Source organism: Nitratireductor sp. GCM10026969, from assembly GCF_042660605.1.
Lineage (GTDB): Bacteria > Pseudomonadota > Alphaproteobacteria > Rhizobiales > Rhizobiaceae > Chelativorans.
Genome location: NZ_JBHSUM010000104.1, coordinates 1 through 14,612, shown reverse-complemented (window position 1 = coordinate 14,612; position 14,612 = coordinate 1). Strand labels below are relative to the sequence as shown.

Here is a 14,612-nt window from a genome sequence, read left to right as displayed (position 1 = left end):
CCGCCTCAATACCCCGCTTCGCGGTCGACGAGGTTTTTCAGCGGCTCGCCGCGCTCGAAGGCGGCCATCTGGGCGAGCATGGGCGGCACCAGGTGCGCAGGGTCGGAGCTGGCGGCGGCGTGCGGGGTGACGAAGACGCGGGGGTGCGTCCAAAGCCGGCTCTGCGTGTCGAGCGGCTCGCGCTCGAAGACGTCGAGGCTCGCCTCCTTGAGAACGCCCTCCTCCAGCGCCTTCAGGATGTCCGCCTCCTTCTGCAGCGGCCCGCGCCCGGCATTGACGAGGCACGGGCCGCCGAGCGGGCCGTCCTGCCTCAACCGGGAAAGGAGGCCGTGGTCGATGATGCCGGTCGTCGCCGGCGTCAGCGGCAGGAGGACGACCAGGATGTCGGTGGCGGCGAGAAAGGGGGTGAGCCCCGCCTCGCCGGAAAAGCCGTTCACGCCGTCGAGGCGCTTTTCGCGCCGGCTCCAGCTATTGACGGTGAAGCCGAGCGCTTTCAGCGCCGTGGCCGCCGCGCGGCCGAGCACGCCGAGGCCCATGATGCCGACGGCGACCTCGTTCGCCGGCGGCTGGGGCGGCTCGTGCCAGCGCTTTTCCGCCTGCTGGGCGCGGTAGGTGATGCCTTGCCGGTGATGGTCGAGCACGCGCCAGGAGACATATTCGACCATGTATTGCGTCAGATTCTCCGCCACCACGCGCACGATCGGCACGTCGGGGAGCTTCGGGTCGGCGAGGATGTGGTCGACGCCGGCGCCGATGGAGAAGATCGCCCTGAGATTGGGCAGGCGGGAAAGCAGGCCGGGCGGCTGCTTCCAGACCACCGCATAGTCGATCGTCGGGTCTTCCGGCCCGTCCGGCTCCAGCACAATCGCGCGCTCCTTCGCCAGAAGGTCGTACCAGCGCTTCGGATGCATGCCGGTCATGGAAAGCAGGACGCGGCCGGCGGCCGGCTTGTCGGTCATCTGTCGCTCCCCCTTATTCGCTCACGACGCCGCCGGGCACCGCCTGGATCTCGAAGGCGGCGGCGATCAGCGCCTTCGTGTAGTCCGTCTTCGGCGTGTGGAAGATCTGGTCCGCCGTGCCGGCCTCCACCACCTTGCCGTTGCGCATCACGACCACCTCGTTGGCGAGCGCGCGGATCACCTTCAAATCGTGGCTGATGAAGAGGTAGGCGAGGTCGTGCCGCTTCTGCAGGTCGCGCAAGAGATCCACCACCTGCGCCTGCACGCTCATGTCGAGCGCGGAGGTGGGCTCGTCGAGCATGACGAAGCGGGGCCGCAGGACCATCGCCCGGGCGATGGCGATCCGCTGGCGCTGGCCGCCGGAGAACTCGTGCGGGTAGCGGAAGCGGGCCTCGGGATCGAGCCCGACCTCCTTGAGCACGGCGACCACCTCCGCGTCGCGCTCCTCGTCCGACATCTTCGGCTCGTGGATGCGCAGGCCTTCCTGGATGATCTCGGCGACCGACATGCGCGGGCTCAAGCTACCGAAGGGGTCCTGGAAGACGATCTGCATCTCGCGCCGCAAGGGCCGCATCTGGCGGAACGACTTCTCGTCGATGCGCCCGCCGGAAAAGCGGATCGCGCCCTCGGAGCCGATCATGCGTGACAGCGCCAGGCCGAGCGTCGTTTTGCCCGAGCCGGATTCGCCGACGACCCCGAGCGTCTGGCCGGCGCGCACGGTGACGTCGACCCCGTCGACGGCCTTCACGTGGTCGACGGTGCGCCGCAGGAACCCCTTCTTGATCGGGAACCAGACCTTGACGCCGTCGCCCTCCATCACTTTTTCAGCCGAAAGGTCGGCCTTGGGCGGCTCGCCCTTGGGCTCGGCGGCGAGCAGGTGGCGCGTGTATTCGTGCTTCGGGTTGTCGAAGATCTCCGCCGTCGGCCCGCTCTCCACGATCTTGCCGCCGGTCATCACGCAAACCCGGTCGGCGACCTTGCGCACGATGCCGAGGTCGTGGGTGATGAAGAGCACGGCCATGTCGTTCTCGCGCCTGAGGCGGGCGAGAAGTTCGAGAATCTGCGCCTGGACGGTGACGTCGAGTGCCGTCGTCGGCTCGTCGGCGATCAGGAGGTCCGGCTCGTTGGCGAGCGCCATGGCGATCATGACGCGCTGGCGCTGGCCGCCGGAGAGCTGGTGCGGAAAGGCGTCGAGGCGCTTTTCCGGCTCGCGGATGCCGACCTGGTGCAGGAGTTCCAGCGTGCGCGCCTTGGCACGCTTGTCGCCCATGCCCTGGTGCAGCTTCAACACCTCGCCGATCTGCTTCTCGATGGTGTGGAGCGGGTTGAGCGAGGTCATCGGCTCCTGGAAGATCATCGTGATCTCGTTGCCGCGCACCCTGCGCAACTCGGTCTCGTCGGCCGAAAGCAGGTTGCGCCCGCCATAGAGGATCTCGCCGGAGGGGTGGCTGGCCGCCGGATAGGGCAAGAGCTTCAGAACCGAAAGCGCCGTCACCGACTTGCCCGATCCCGACTCGCCCACCAGCGCCACGGTCTCGCCGCGGGCGATATCGAAGGAGACGCGGTCGACGGCCAGCATCTCTTCCCCTCCCTGCTGGAAGGCGACGGACAGATCGCGGATCGAGAGAAGCGGCACGGCGGTCATTTGAACGTCTTCCGCGGATCGAAGGCGTCGCGCACCGCTTCGCCGATGAATATCAGGAGCGACAGCATGATGGAGAGGCTTAAGAATCCGGTGATGCCGAGCCAGGGCGCATCGAGGTTGCGCTGGCCCTGCCTGAGCAATTCGCCGAGCGAGGGCGAGCCCGGCGGCAGGCCGAAGCCGAGGAAGTCGAGCGAGGTGAGCGTGGTGATCGAGCCGTTGAGGATGAAGGGCAGGAAGGTGAGCGTGGCGACCATGGCGTTGGGTAAAAGGTGGCGGAACATGATCGTGCGGTTGGCCACGCCGAGCGCGCGCGCAGCCGAGACGTATTCGAAATTGCGCGCGCGCAGGAACTCCGCCCTCACCACGCCGACGAAGGCGACCCAGGAGAACAAAAGCATGATGCCAAGCAGGATCCAGAAACCGGGCGGCAGCACGGCGGCGATGATGAGAATCAGGTAGAGAACGGGAATGGACGACCAGATCTCGATGACGCGCTGGAAGAGGAGGTCCGTCCAGCCGCCGAAATAGCCCTGCACGGCCCCCGCGGAAACGCCGATCACGGCGGAAGCCGCGGTGAGGATCAGGCCGAAGAGCACAGAGATGCGAAAGCCGTAGATGACGCGGGACAGAACATCGCGCGCCTGGTCGTCCGTTCCGAGCCAATTCCAGTTGCCCGGCGTGCAGCGCGGGTCGTCGACGCCCTCGGTGTAGCGCTGGCAGCGCTCCTCCTTCGTATAGAGCCAGGAGGGCTTTGCGGGTGCCGCCTCGGGGATCTCGCTGTTGACCGTGCGGTAGGAGTAGCGGATCGGCGGCCAGACCATCCAGCCATTGGCCTTGATCTCCTCCTGAATGAAGGGGTCGCGATAGTCGGTGACCGCCAGGAAGCCGCCGAACATCTCCTCCGGATAGTCGACCAGCACGGGCACGAGGATCTCGCCCTTGTAGGATACGAGGATGGGCTTGTCGTTGGCGAGGAACTCCGCGAACAGCGAAAGGATGAAGAGGACCAAGAAGATCCAGAGCGACCAGTAGCCGCGCCCGTTGGCCTTGAAGTTCTGCCAGCGCCGCTGGTTGATCGGCGAGAGCCAGGGGCGTGAGACCTTCCGGCGCACGCGCTCCACCTGGGCCTTTGACTGCGTTTCAGACATCTAGACGTCTCTCCGCTCGAAATCGATGCGCGGGTCGATGAGCGTGTAGGTGAGATCGGAGATCAGGCTGATGATGAGTCCGAGCAGCGAAAAGATGTAGAGCGTGGCGAAAACCACCGGATAATCTCGGTCGACGACGGAACGGAACCCCAGGAGGCCGAGCCCGTCCAGCGAGAAGATGCTTTCGATGAGAAGCGCCCCGGTGAAGAATGAGGAGATGAAAGCGCCGGGAAAACCGGCGACGATGATGAGCATCGCATTGCGGAAGACGTGGCCGTAGAGCACCTGTCGCTCGCCCAGCCCCTTGGCCCGCGCAGTGATCACATATTGCTTGCGAATTTCATCGAGGAAGGAGTTTTTCGTGAGCAGCGTCGTCGTGGCGAACGCCGACAGGACCAGTGCCGTCAGCGGCAGGGTGAGATGCCAGAAATAGTCGAGGATGCGCTGCGGCCAGGAAAGATCGGCCCAGTTGTCCGACACCAGTCCCCGCAAGGGAAACCAGTTGAAGAAGGAACCGCCGGCGAAAAGCACCATCAGGAAAATGGCGAAGAGGAAGCTCGGGATGGCGTAGGCGACGATGATCACGCCGCTCGTCCAGACGTCGAAGGTGGAACCGTCCTTCACCGCCTTGCGGATTCCGAGCGGGATCGAAATGCCATAGGAAATGAGCGTGATCCAGATGCCGAGCGAGATAGACACCGGCATCTTCTCGATGATGAGATCCACCACGGAGATGTCGCGGAAATAGCTCTCGCCGAAGTCGAAGCGGATATAGTTCCACAGCATCATGAAAAAGCGCTCGTGCGCCGGCTTATCAAAACCGAATTCGCGTTCGAGCTGTGCAATGAACTCCGGATCGAGCCCCTGGGCACCGCGATAGCGCGATTCGCTGCCAGAGGTATCGAAGCTCTCGGAGCCGAGATCCGCTCCGGCACCGCCCAGCCGCGCGTCGGCGCCGCCACCCTGGCCCGTAACCTGGGCGATGACCTGCTCGACCGGGCCTCCGGGGGCGAACTGCACGATAATAAAGGTAATGGCCATGATGCCGAGCAGAGTCGGAATCATCAAAAGCAGCCGGCGGAGAATATAGGCGCCCATCAGCGAATGGGCTCCCCGCGCCGAAGAGATCGCGAGCCTGTGGCCATGGTTCCCGTTATCCTATGCTGCATTCCCGGGCACTGAGGGAAACTGCCCTGCCTCGCCGCCGCCGGCCGTTCATGCCTTGCCAATCGCCTTCGCCCTTTCCTCGTCGTACCACCACAGCGCCTCGACCGGGAAGGCGTAATCGGGCTTCGGCTCCTTGAAGCCGAACATGTCCCAATAGGCGACGCGGTGACTGGGTGAAGCCCAGTTGGGAATCCAGTCGAGCCGGGCGCGCAAGACCCGGTCGAGCGCCCGCATGGCGACGGTGAACGCTTCCCGGTCCCTTGCAGCACCCGTCTTCTCGACGAGCGCGTCCACCGCCGGGTCGGCCATGCCGACGAAGTTGTAGGAGCCGTCGAGCGCCGCCGATCGCGAATGGAAGAACTGCATCAGGCTGTCCAAGGTGGGTGTGGCGCCGAGCGAGACGGCAACGTCCACCATGTCGAAGTCGAAGCTGACCTGGCGCATCTGGAATTGCGCGGGGTCGACCTGACGCATGCGGGCATCGATGCCGATGGCGCGGAGGTTCGCGATGAAGCTCGGCTCGACCCGCAGGAATATCGGGTCGTTCACCATGTATTCGAGCGTGAAGCGCTCCCCCGCAGCGTTGTGGAGGACGCCATCCCGTGCCTGCCAGCCGGCCTCCTCCATGAGCTGACGCGCCTGGCGCAGATTCGACCGGTCGCGCCCCGAACCGTCCGAGGTCGGCTGCATCACCGCTTCGCCGAAGGCGGTATCGGGAACCTGCCCGCGCAGCGGCTCGAGCAGCGCCAGTTCCTCCTCGGACGGAAGGCCCTCCGCCTTGTAGGGCGAGCCCTCGAAGGGGGAGTGCGAGCGCTCGTAGAGTCCGTAAAAGATGTTGCGGTTGGTCCACTCGAAGTCGAAGCACAGCGCTACCGCCTCGCGCACACGGCGGTCGCTGAAGCGTTCCCGGCGCTGGTTGAGCGCCTTGCAGTAGAAGTTGGGGCGCAACTCGTCGGGGAATTCGCGCTTAACGACGCGCCCTGCCTGAAGGGCGGGAAAGTCATAGCTGGTGGCCCAGACGCGGGAGGTGAACTCCTGGCGCCACAAGACGTCACCTTTCTTGAAGGCTTCGAAGGCGACGTTGCGGTCGCCGTAGAATTCGACGCGAATGCGGTCGAAATGGTAGAGCCCGCGCCGAACCGGAAGATCGCGCGCCCAATAGTCCTCCACACGTTCGTATTCGATGTAGCGGCCAGCCGAGAAGCGGCCGACCTTGTAGGGCCCGGAGGCGAGCAACGGCTCGAGTTTGGAGCTGTCGAAGGGTTGCCCCTCCAGCGCCGCGCGCGAAAGGATGGGAAAGCCGAGAACGCCGAGCATCGTGCGCTCGGATTGCTTGCCGGAAAAGACAAGCCGGAACTCGTGCCGATCCACCGCCTCCGCCGCGACCATCTCGGCAAGCGGCAGGGAGAGCTGCGGATGGCCCTTTTCCTTCAGGAGGCGATAACTGAAGGCGACGTCCTCGGCCGTCAGCGGCGATCCGTCATGAAAGCGCGCCTCGGGCCGCAGCCTGAAGGTGCTGGTGTTGCGATCCTCCGAAAGCGTGAGGCTTTCGGCGACGAGGCCGTACACCGCATCCGGCTCGTCCAGCGCGCTCGACATCAGCGCGTCGAAGCACATTTCGATCCGTGGCGGCGCATCGCCGGTGAGCACGAAGCTGTTCAGCGTGTTGAAGGTTTGTACATTCTGGTTGTAGAGCCAGTAGCCCGGCTGGAAGACGAATGTGCCACCCTTCGGCGCCTCGGGGCTGGCATAGTCGAAATGCGTGAAGTCGGCCGGGTATTTCAGATCGCCGAAGGCCGACAGGCCATGAAGCGACGTGCCGGTGAGCACTTCTGCAAAAGCGCGGCGGCCGAGGAGCGGTGCGGCCACAGCCGCTCCTGCCAATTTCACGAAATGCCGCCGCGAAAGGGCGGAATGATCAAGATATCGCATGTTGAAGAGCCTTGCGGATCAGGGAACACCCCGTTGTCACGTCAGTTCCGATCCCTGTATTTCTGCCTCAGCGCAGCGGCACGTTCGGGATCGATCCACCAGGACTCGATATCGACACCGGCAGCTTCCGGCTGCTCCTCTGGAACGCCGAACTTGTTCCAATAGGCCACCCAGAGGACCGGCCGATGATACTGCGGCACCATGTAGTAGCGCCACAAGAGCAGCCGGTCGAGGGCGCGGGTGGCGGCCACGAGATCTTCACGGTCTTCCGCATAGACGACCTTTTCCACGAGTGCGTCGACGACCGGATCCTGAATCCCGGCCAGATTGCGCGATCCGGGGATGTCGGCCGCCTGCGAGCCCCAGAACTCGCGCTGTTCGTTACCCGGAGAGAGCGACTGCAGGAACGAACTCGTAATTGCCTCGAAATCGAACGAATTGACACGGTTGATATATTGCGAGGTATCGATGATGCGCAAGGAGGCGTCGATGCCGATCCGCCGCAGGTTGGATATGTAGCCGCTCGTGATGATTTCGTCGGTTTCGGTGCGGCCAAGGAATCCGATCCGAAACTGCTCACCGGTCTCCTCGTTCACCATCCGGCCGTCGCGGATGACCCAGCCCGCTTCGCGGAACAGCGCGACGGCTTCGCGCAGGTAGCGGCGTTCATCCTCCGGATCGTCATAGACCGGCAGTTGGAACTCCTCGGTGAACACTTCCGGCGGAATCTCGTCGCGGAACTGTTCGAGAATCTCCAGTTCCCTTCCCTCCGGCAACCCCTCGGCCGCCAGTTCGGTGCCCTCGAAATAGCTGTCGGTGCGCGTGTACTGACCATAAGAGCGGGTGCGGTTCTGCTCCTCGAAATTATAGACAAGGGTCAGCGCCTCGCGCACTTTGGGATACTGGAAGCGGGGGAGCCGCAGATTGAAGACGAAGGCCTGCATGGCGTGCGGGCCACCGTTGGGAAATTCCCGCTTGACCACGTCGCCGGCTTTGAAAGCCGGGAAATTATAGGCGGTCATCCAGCGCCGCGAGCTGTTCTCGACGCGGATGTCCTCGGCGCCGCCCTTTGTGAAAGCCAGCCAGGCGGCGTTCTCGTCGAAGACATAGGTGTAGCGGCGACGGTCGAAATTGTGGCGGCCGATGTTCACGGGCAGATCGGCCGCCCAGTAGTCCTCGACGCGCTCCCAGGCGATATCCGAACCGGGATTGAAGCTGGCGATGCGGTAGGGACCGCTGCCGAGCGGCGGCTCCAGGGTCGGCTGGGTTATGTCGCGCTGGGTTCCGTCGGGGCGCGTTCCTTCCCACCAGTGCTTGGGCAGCACCGTCAGGTCGCCCATGATGTGCGGCAGCTCGCGGTTTCCGGTCTGGTCGAACCGGAACTCCACCTCGCGGTCGGAGAGCACCACGGCCTCGGTCACGCTGGAGAAATAGCGATTATAGAGCGGGCTGACCTCCTTCAGCACGTTGAACGACCAGACCACGTCCTCCGCCGTGATCGGCTCGCCGTCGTGCCAGCGGGCGTCGGGATCGAGCCGATAGGTGGCCGATGAATAGTCTTCGGGATATTTGAACGCCTCGGCGATAAGCGGATAGCTCGTGCCGGGCTCGGCAGGGGACTGCTGCATGAGCGTGTCCCAGAGAAGCCCGCCGAAATTGGTGAAACCCGCTGCCGACGTGCCACGGACGATGAAGGGGTTGAAGCTGTCGAAGGTGCCGACCGCAACGGAATTCAGTGTCCCGCCCTTCGGCGCGTCGGGATTGACGTAGTCGAAACGCTCGAAGGTCTCCGTTTCGACATCCGGATCGATGAGGGAACTTGCCGTGCGCCATTCCTGGGCCACGGCCGAAGGGACGACCGTGATCAACGCCATTGTCAGGCCGGAGATCAGCACCGCCGCGCTTAGGCTATATCCGTTCATTCTCTCCCATACGGTCATTCTTTTCATTATCCTTCGCCTCCGCCTTGCCGCGAAGGTAGCTCATTACGGCTTGAAGACAAGCATACGGCCAGATCCCCGCAAATAGCAAAAAAGCCGGGCAGCCCGGCTTTTTTGTGATCCCTGCGGGGAGCGCTTCTAATTTGCGGAGGACGCGGGGGACGCAGTCGTGTCAGGCGCACCGCCGTCGCCTTCTTCGATTTCCTCCGGCGCCGGAGCTTCTTCCGCGGCTTTCTCTGCCGGCTCGGATGCCTCTTCGGCCGGAGCGGCTTCGCTCTCCGCGCCCTCTGCGGCAGTCTCATCCTCGCCCGAAACCTCCGGCAAGGGCGCCGGCTCAGTGGCCTGATTGCGCAGATAGGCGATCAGGTTGGCGCGGTCCTCGACATTCTTGAGACCGGCGTAGGACATGGCCGTACCCGGCACGAGGCCCTTCGGATCCTTCAAGAAATGATCGAGATGCTCGTAGTCCCAGACCACTTCGCCGCCTTGCGAAAATTCCTGCAAAGCCGCCGAATAGCTGAAGCCCTCGTGGCCGGCGATGGGCCGGTTCACCACGTTCCAGAGATTCGGGCCGACCTTGTTCGGGCCGCCCTCCTCCACCGTGTGGCACGCCTGGCAACGCTTGAAGATGCTTTCGCCGGCGGAAGGGTCGGCCTCGGCCAGCAGCGGCAGGACCGATTCTTCGACCGGCTCCTCACCGGCTCCTTCCGCACCGTCGTCCTCCGGTACGGCGATGGCATAGCCGGGGGTTGCCGGCGCGGGCGAATGAAACAGCGCGTCGGACATAATGCTGACGGAGAAAATGACGAATACAACGCCGAGAAGCGCACCAATGATCTTGTTGAGTTCGAACGAATCCATTCGCCCAGAGGCTCCCTTTTCCGGACGCCCGCGGCATGGTGGCGGCAACCTCTACCGCACGCCTGTCCCCCGCGTTCGACCGCTGCCGGTAAAATCGCGCGGAAACTATGTCTTTTGCTCCGGCGTTGCAACACATATAAGACTGGGCAGAGTGAGACCTTTTGCCACTTTTGCCGCCCTCATAGACCGCTACGCCAGTTCATGAAAAGCATTATCCTGATCCCTGCCCGCCTGGCTTCGACGCGTCTGCCCGGAAAGCCGCTAGCCGAAATCGCCGGAAAACCGATGATCGTGCAGGTGGCCGCGCGGGCCGCCGAGAGCGGGGCGGGCCGCGTCGTCGTGGCAACCGACACACCGGACGTCGCTGCCGCCGTTCAGGCCGAGGGCATCGAGGCGGTGCTCACGCGCGACGACCACGAATCGGGCTCCGACCGCATTCACGAGGCGCTGGGCAAGGTCGATCCGGCAGGCGAGGCGGAGGTGGTGATCAATCTGCAGGGCGACCTGCCGACCATACCGGCGGAAGATATTCGTGCCGTCCTGCGACCGCTGGAAGTTCCCGCGGTGGATATCGCCACGCTGGGCGTCGAAATCACCGACGAGGAGGAGAAGACCAATCCGAACGTGGTGAAGATCGTCGGCACCCCGCTCGAAACGGCGGCGGTGCGGCTGCGCGCACTCTACTTTACGCGCGCGACGGCGCCCTGGGGCGGGGGGCCCCTTTATCACCATGTCGGTATCTATGCCTATCGGCGCGCCGCGCTCGAGCGCTTCGTGGCGCTGGCGCCCTCCACTCTCGAACGGCGTGAGCGGCTGGAGCAACTGCGCGCGCTGGAAGCCGGCATGCGCATCGATGCCGAGATCGTGCGCTCGGTCCCGCTCGGCGTCGACACGCCGGCCGACCTGGAGCGCGCCAGAAAAATTCTGTCCAGCCAGGCGGGGTGAAAATGGGGCCAAGAAGAACCAACAAGATCGCCTTCCAGGGCGAACCGGGGGCAAATTCGGATACCGCGTGCAGGGACATGCTTCCCGAGATGGAGCCCCTGCCCTGCGCCACCTTCGAGGACGCCTTCAACGCGGTGGAGACCGGCAAGGCGGATCTCGCCATGATTCCGATCGAGAACACGATTGCGGGCCGGGTGGCCGACATCCATCACCTGCTGCCGCATTCGCGGCTTTACATCGTCGGCGAGTATTTCCTGCCGATCCATTTCCAGCTCATGGTTCTGCCGGGCGTGGACGCCTCGGAGATCAAGGCCGTCTACAGCCACATCCATGCACTCGGGCAGTGCCGCAAGATCATCCGCAGGCACCGCTGGAAGCCGATGGTGGCCGGCGACACGGCCGGCGCGGCGCGCATGGTGGCCGAAGAGAAGGTGCGCGCCAGCGCGGCGCTGGCCCCCCGGCTTGCGGCGGAGCTCTACGGGCTGGACATCGTGGCCGAGAATGTCGAGGACACGAACAACAACGTGACCCGCTTCGTGGTGCTGTCGAAGGAGAAGCACTGGGCGGAGCGCCGCACGTCGGACCAGGCCATGGTCACCACCTTCATCTTTCGCGTGCGCAACGTGCCGGCCGCGCTCTACAAGGCCATGGGCGGCTTCGCCACCAACGGCGTCAATATGACCAAGCTCGAGAGCTACCAGCTCGGCGGCAAGTTCTTCTCCACGCTTTTTTATGCCGACGTCGAAGGCCACCCTGATGACCGCAACGTGGCGCTGGCGCTGGAGGAACTGCGCTTCTTCTCACGCGAGGTGCGGATTCTCGGGGTCTACGAAGCGCATCCCTTCCGCGCCATGCAGAGCGAGGATGAAGACGAGGACGAAGCGACGCACCCAGCATCCCGCCCTCGTCCTTCGACAGGCTCGAGGTGAGGGCTGGCGTTTGGGCCGCCTCTCAGTCATGAACGCTCGCGCCGACATTGCCTTGACTCGACCCTCATCCTGAGCTTGTCGAAGGGTGAGGGTCGAGGCACGCACAGCATTTTTGCGCAAGCCCCGCTTATTCCGGCCCCGCCCAGCCGGCGATCAGGTGCCGTGCGATGGCTCCTTTGGGCGGTGTGGTCAGTCCCGTCTCGTGATCGCCTGCCAGCATCCGGCGGACCTCCCGGCGCGAAAACCAGCGGCAGTCCTCCAGTTCCGCCGCGTCCGGGTCGACCGTTTCCGTGACGGCCTCGGCGATGCAGCCGATCATCAGCGAATAGGGAAAGGGCCAAGGCTGGCTTGCGCGGTAGGTGACCTGGCCGATCCGGACGCCCGACTCCTCGAAGGTCTCGCGCCGCACCGCCGCTTCGATGGTTTCGCCAGGTTCGATGAAGCCGGCGAGGCAGGAATACATGCCCGGTGCAAAGTGCGGGCTTCGCCCGAGAAGACAATGGTCGCCACGCACCGCCAGCATGATGGCGACGGGATCGGTCCGCGGGAAATGCTCGCGATCGCATCCCGCGCAGTAGCGCCGGTAGCCGCCCGCGCGCATCACCGTTTCGCTGCCGCAGCGGCCGCAGAAACGGTGATTGTTGTGCCAGGACAGGAGGGCCGCACCCTGCGCCAGCGCACCGAGATCCTCCGGAGCGAGAAGGCCCTGAATATAAATGGAGCGGAAATCGACGGCCTTGAGAGTTTCCGGCAGCGTCTCGGGCGCACGGTCGTAAGGCAAGGCAAGGATCGGCCCCTCGACCGATTGGCCGAGAAGTACCGCCTCGGTGAAACGCGCTTCAAGGTCTTCGGCCTCTTGGCGCGAAAAATACGACGCGAATCGCTCCTCGCCCGTTTTGAGGCACAGCCTGTTCTCCCGTACGAGCAAGAGCCGCGCATGCGGGCTCTTCAGTGCGGTCTCGGCCGCATCGTCGGGGCGCCTTTCCGATTGGGGATCGATGAGACTGCGGGTGAAGGCGATCGGCTCGCCTGCGTTTGCGGCTTGTCCGTGGGTGATGAAGTCCATCCAGTCCTCGTTTGCTCCGGCCTGCCTCACAGGCGCCTGCGTATCTTCTCGGCGAAGCGGCGCAACTCCTGCGGGCCGTACGGCTCGCGCACGCCATGTCCCCAGATGGGACCGGGCCAGCCGTGATCGCCCTCGTTGCGGGCGATCACGTGCACATGGAGCTGGCGCACGACGTTGCCGAGGGCGGCGCAGTTGATCTTCGTGCAGCCGGTCATTTCCTTCAGCGCCTTGGAGACCAGGTTTGTTTCGAAGCTCAGCATCGCCTGGTCAAGGGGGGTCAGGTCGTGCAGTTCCTCGATCCCCGGACGCTGCGGGATGAGCAGTAGCCACGGCCAGCGCCGATCATCGCGCAGGCGCAACTCGCAAAGGCCCAGCCACGCGACCGGAATGCTTTCGGTCTCCAGGCGCGGGTCGAGCTCAAATCCTCCCTTGCCGCCGGGCAGCATGGCGTCTTTCCTCAATTTGCAGAAAGCTAGATTGTGGGCGGAGCCGCTGCAAGCGTTTCCTTCAAGGGAACACCCACTTGCATTTGGGCATGCGATTGACGATATGGGGGACGGGAGGTTGGTGGTGGACGCGCCACTCGCCAACCGGGTCAGGTCCGGAAGGAAGCAGCCCTAACGAGCCAGGCACGGGTCATCGTGCCAGCCTCCCACCTTTTTCCCCGCTGCACCATTGACGTGGCGCCGCCTCGAAGAGGAAACTCGGCGTACTGGCGGCGGATATTTCTCCGCAACGCCGACCAAGGGAGCGCGACGACCAGATGAACGACGCCGGGCAGATGCAACAGGCCAAGGCCGGCGCCTACCGGGTTCTGGCGCGCAAGTACCGCCCGCGCGACTTTACCGCCCTCATCGGCCAGGAGCCGATGGTGCGCACGCTGACCAACGCCTTCTCATCGGGGCGCATCGCCCAGGCCTGGATGCTGACCGGCGTGCGCGGCGTCGGCAAGACCACGACGGCGCGGATCCTGGCCCGCGCGCTGAACTACGAGACCGATACCGTCGACCAGCCCACCATCGAGCTCGGCACCCCGGGCGAGCATTGCGAAGCGATCATGGAAGGGCGCCATGTCGACGTGGTCGAGATGGACGCCGCATCCCATACGGGCATCGACGATATCCGCGACATCATCGAGCAGGTGCGCTATGCGCCGGTCTCGGCGCGCTACAAGGTCTACATCATCGACGAGGTTCACATGCTGTCGAACCAGGCCTTCAACGGCCTGCTGAAGACGCTCGAGGAGCCGCCCCCGCATGTAAAGTTCATCTTCGCCACCACCGAGATCCGCAAGGTGCCCATCACCGTGCTGTCGCGCTGTCAGCGCTTCGACCTGCGCCGCGTAGACGCCGGCGTGCTGACGGAGCATCTGCGGGCTATCGCCGACAAGGAAAGTGTCGGCGTCGAAGACGAGGCGCTCGCCATGATCGCGCGGGCGGCGGAAGGCTCGGTGCGCGATTCGCTTTCCATTCTCGACCAGGCGATCGCCCACTCGTCGGGCAATGTGACGGCCGCGACCGTTCGCGACATGCTGGGCCTTGCCGACCGGGCACGCGTGATCGACCTTTTCGAGCACCTGATGAAGGGCGATGTCGCCGCCACGCTCGCCGAATTCCGCGCCCAGTACGATACGGGTGCGGACCCGGCCACGGTGCTGACGGATCTCGCCGAGTTCAATCATCTGGTCACAAGGCTGCGCTTCGTACCCGATGCGGCGAACGACGCCTCCCTCTCGGAAGCCGAGCGCACGCGAGGGCTTGAATTCTCCAAGGCGCTTTCGGTGCGCGTGCTTTCGCGTGCCTGGCAGATGCTGCTCAAGGGAATCCAGGAGGTGCAATCGTCCGCAAGACCGGTTGCCGCGGGCGAGATGGTGCTGATCCGCATGGCGCATGCGGCCAATCTGCCGACACCGGACGAAGCGCTGAAAGCGCTCGAGAATATGCCCGCCGGGACGGCGGGCGGGGCCTCCGCCAACGGGCCAGGCGCTGCGCCCTCCGGCAATGGCGGGGCGCGGGCGGTC

12 protein-coding genes and 1 other RNA gene are annotated in these 14,612 nt (G+C 64.6%); 4 read left to right on the top strand and 9 right to left on the bottom strand.

Annotated features, from left to right (window positions below; genetic code table 11):
• Positions 1-5: 5 nt before the first annotated feature.
• The 7 genes from ACFP9U_RS17920 to ACFP9U_RS17890 form a co-directional block, all read right to left on the bottom strand.
• On the bottom strand, positions 6-959 hold the full coding sequence (locus ACFP9U_RS17920) for a 2-hydroxyacid dehydrogenase (RefSeq protein ID WP_378623540.1): 954 nt from the start codon (positions 957-959) through the stop codon (positions 6-8).
• Positions 960-972: 13 nt separating this feature from the next.
• On the bottom strand, positions 973-2,604 hold the full coding sequence (locus ACFP9U_RS17915) for an ABC transporter ATP-binding protein (protein WP_378623539.1): 1,632 nt from the start codon (positions 2,602-2,604) through the stop codon (positions 973-975).
• Positions 2,601-3,752: an ABC transporter permease gene (locus ACFP9U_RS17910; RefSeq protein ID WP_378623537.1), complete on the bottom strand. Its 1,152-nt coding sequence runs from the start codon at positions 3,750-3,752 to the stop codon at positions 2,601-2,603. The genes ACFP9U_RS17915 and ACFP9U_RS17910 overlap by 4 nt, the downstream gene beginning before the upstream one ends.
• Complete coding sequence (locus ACFP9U_RS17905; protein WP_322453995.1) at positions 3,753-4,850, bottom strand: microcin C ABC transporter permease YejB; 1,098 nt, start codon at positions 4,848-4,850, stop codon at positions 3,753-3,755. It abuts the gene before it with no gap.
• Positions 4,851-4,967: 117 nt separating this feature from the next.
• Entirely contained in the window at positions 4,968-6,851 is a 1,884-nt protein-coding gene (locus ACFP9U_RS17900; protein WP_378623535.1) for an extracellular solute-binding protein, read from the bottom strand.
• Between the two features lie 41 nt (positions 6,852-6,892).
• Positions 6,893-8,791, bottom strand: coding sequence for an extracellular solute-binding protein (locus ACFP9U_RS17895; RefSeq protein ID WP_378623542.1), 1,899 nt, complete (start codon positions 8,789-8,791; stop codon positions 6,893-6,895).
• 138 nt (positions 8,792-8,929) lie between these two features.
• Complete coding sequence (locus tag ACFP9U_RS17890; protein WP_378623534.1) at positions 8,930-9,652, bottom strand: c-type cytochrome; 723 nt, start codon at positions 9,650-9,652, stop codon at positions 8,930-8,932.
• A gap of 201 nt (positions 9,653-9,853) precedes the next feature.
• Between ACFP9U_RS17890 and ACFP9U_RS17885 the strand changes: the two genes are divergently transcribed.
• Both ACFP9U_RS17885 and ACFP9U_RS17880 read left to right on the top strand, forming a co-directional pair.
• The gene (locus tag ACFP9U_RS17885) at positions 9,854-10,597 is read left to right on the top strand and encodes a 3-deoxy-manno-octulosonate cytidylyltransferase (protein ID WP_378623532.1); all 744 of its coding nucleotides are present in this window, start codon (positions 9,854-9,856) and stop codon (positions 10,595-10,597) included.
• Between the two features lie 2 nt (positions 10,598-10,599).
• Entirely contained in the window at positions 10,600-11,526 is a 927-nt protein-coding gene (locus tag ACFP9U_RS17880) for a prephenate dehydratase (RefSeq protein ID WP_378623530.1), read from the top strand.
• A gap of 127 nt (positions 11,527-11,653) precedes the next feature.
• On the opposite strand, the gene nudC is transcribed toward ACFP9U_RS17880, so the two are convergent.
• Complete coding sequence (gene nudC / locus ACFP9U_RS17875; protein ID WP_378623529.1) at positions 11,654-12,592, bottom strand: NAD(+) diphosphatase; 939 nt, start codon at positions 12,590-12,592, stop codon at positions 11,654-11,656.
• A gap of 26 nt (positions 12,593-12,618) precedes the next feature.
• The gene (locus tag ACFP9U_RS17870; protein WP_378623527.1) at positions 12,619-13,038 is read right to left on the bottom strand and encodes an HIT family protein; all 420 of its coding nucleotides are present in this window, start codon (positions 13,036-13,038) and stop codon (positions 12,619-12,621) included.
• A gap of 113 nt (positions 13,039-13,151) precedes the next feature.
• Between ACFP9U_RS17870 and ffs the strand changes: the two genes are divergently transcribed.
• Positions 13,152-13,248: signal recognition particle sRNA small type (gene ffs / locus ACFP9U_RS17865), an RNA gene on the top strand.
• 107 nt (positions 13,249-13,355) lie between these two features.
• A partial coding sequence (locus ACFP9U_RS17860; protein ID WP_378623526.1) for a DNA polymerase III subunit gamma/tau occupies positions 13,356-14,612 on the top strand: 1,257 nt, incomplete at its 3' end.

Excerpts from the sequence above, each read along its gene's own strand:
- ACFP9U_RS17920 (WP_378623540.1), bottom strand. The coding sequence starts at position 959 with ATGACCGACAAGCCGGCCGCCGGCCGCGTCCTGCTTTCCATGACCGGC.
- ACFP9U_RS17915 (WP_378623539.1), bottom strand. The coding sequence starts at position 2,604 with ATGACCGCCGTGCCGCTTCTCTCGATCCGCGATCTGTCCGTCGCCTTC.
- ACFP9U_RS17910 (WP_378623537.1), bottom strand. The coding sequence starts at position 3,752 with ATGTCTGAAACGCAGTCAAAGGCCCAGGTGGAGCGCGTGCGCCGGAAG.
- ACFP9U_RS17905 (WP_322453995.1), bottom strand. The coding sequence starts at position 4,850 with ATGGGCGCCTATATTCTCCGCCGGCTGCTTTTGATGATTCCGACTCTG.
- ACFP9U_RS17900 (WP_378623535.1), bottom strand. The coding sequence starts at position 6,851 with ATGCGATATCTTGATCATTCCGCCCTTTCGCGGCGGCATTTCGTGAAA.
- ACFP9U_RS17895 (WP_378623542.1), bottom strand. The coding sequence starts at position 8,791 with ATGACCGTATGGGAGAGAATGAACGGATATAGCCTAAGCGCGGCGGTG.
- ACFP9U_RS17890 (WP_378623534.1), bottom strand. The coding sequence starts at position 9,652 with ATGGATTCGTTCGAACTCAACAAGATCATTGGTGCGCTTCTCGGCGTT.
- ACFP9U_RS17885 (WP_378623532.1), top strand. The coding sequence starts at position 9,854 with ATGAAAAGCATTATCCTGATCCCTGCCCGCCTGGCTTCGACGCGTCTG.
- ACFP9U_RS17880 (WP_378623530.1), top strand. The coding sequence starts at position 10,600 with ATGGGGCCAAGAAGAACCAACAAGATCGCCTTCCAGGGCGAACCGGGG.
- nudC (WP_378623529.1), bottom strand. The coding sequence starts at position 12,592 with ATGGACTTCATCACCCACGGACAAGCCGCAAACGCAGGCGAGCCGATC.
- ACFP9U_RS17870 (WP_378623527.1), bottom strand. The coding sequence starts at position 13,038 with ATGCTGCCCGGCGGCAAGGGAGGATTTGAGCTCGACCCGCGCCTGGAG.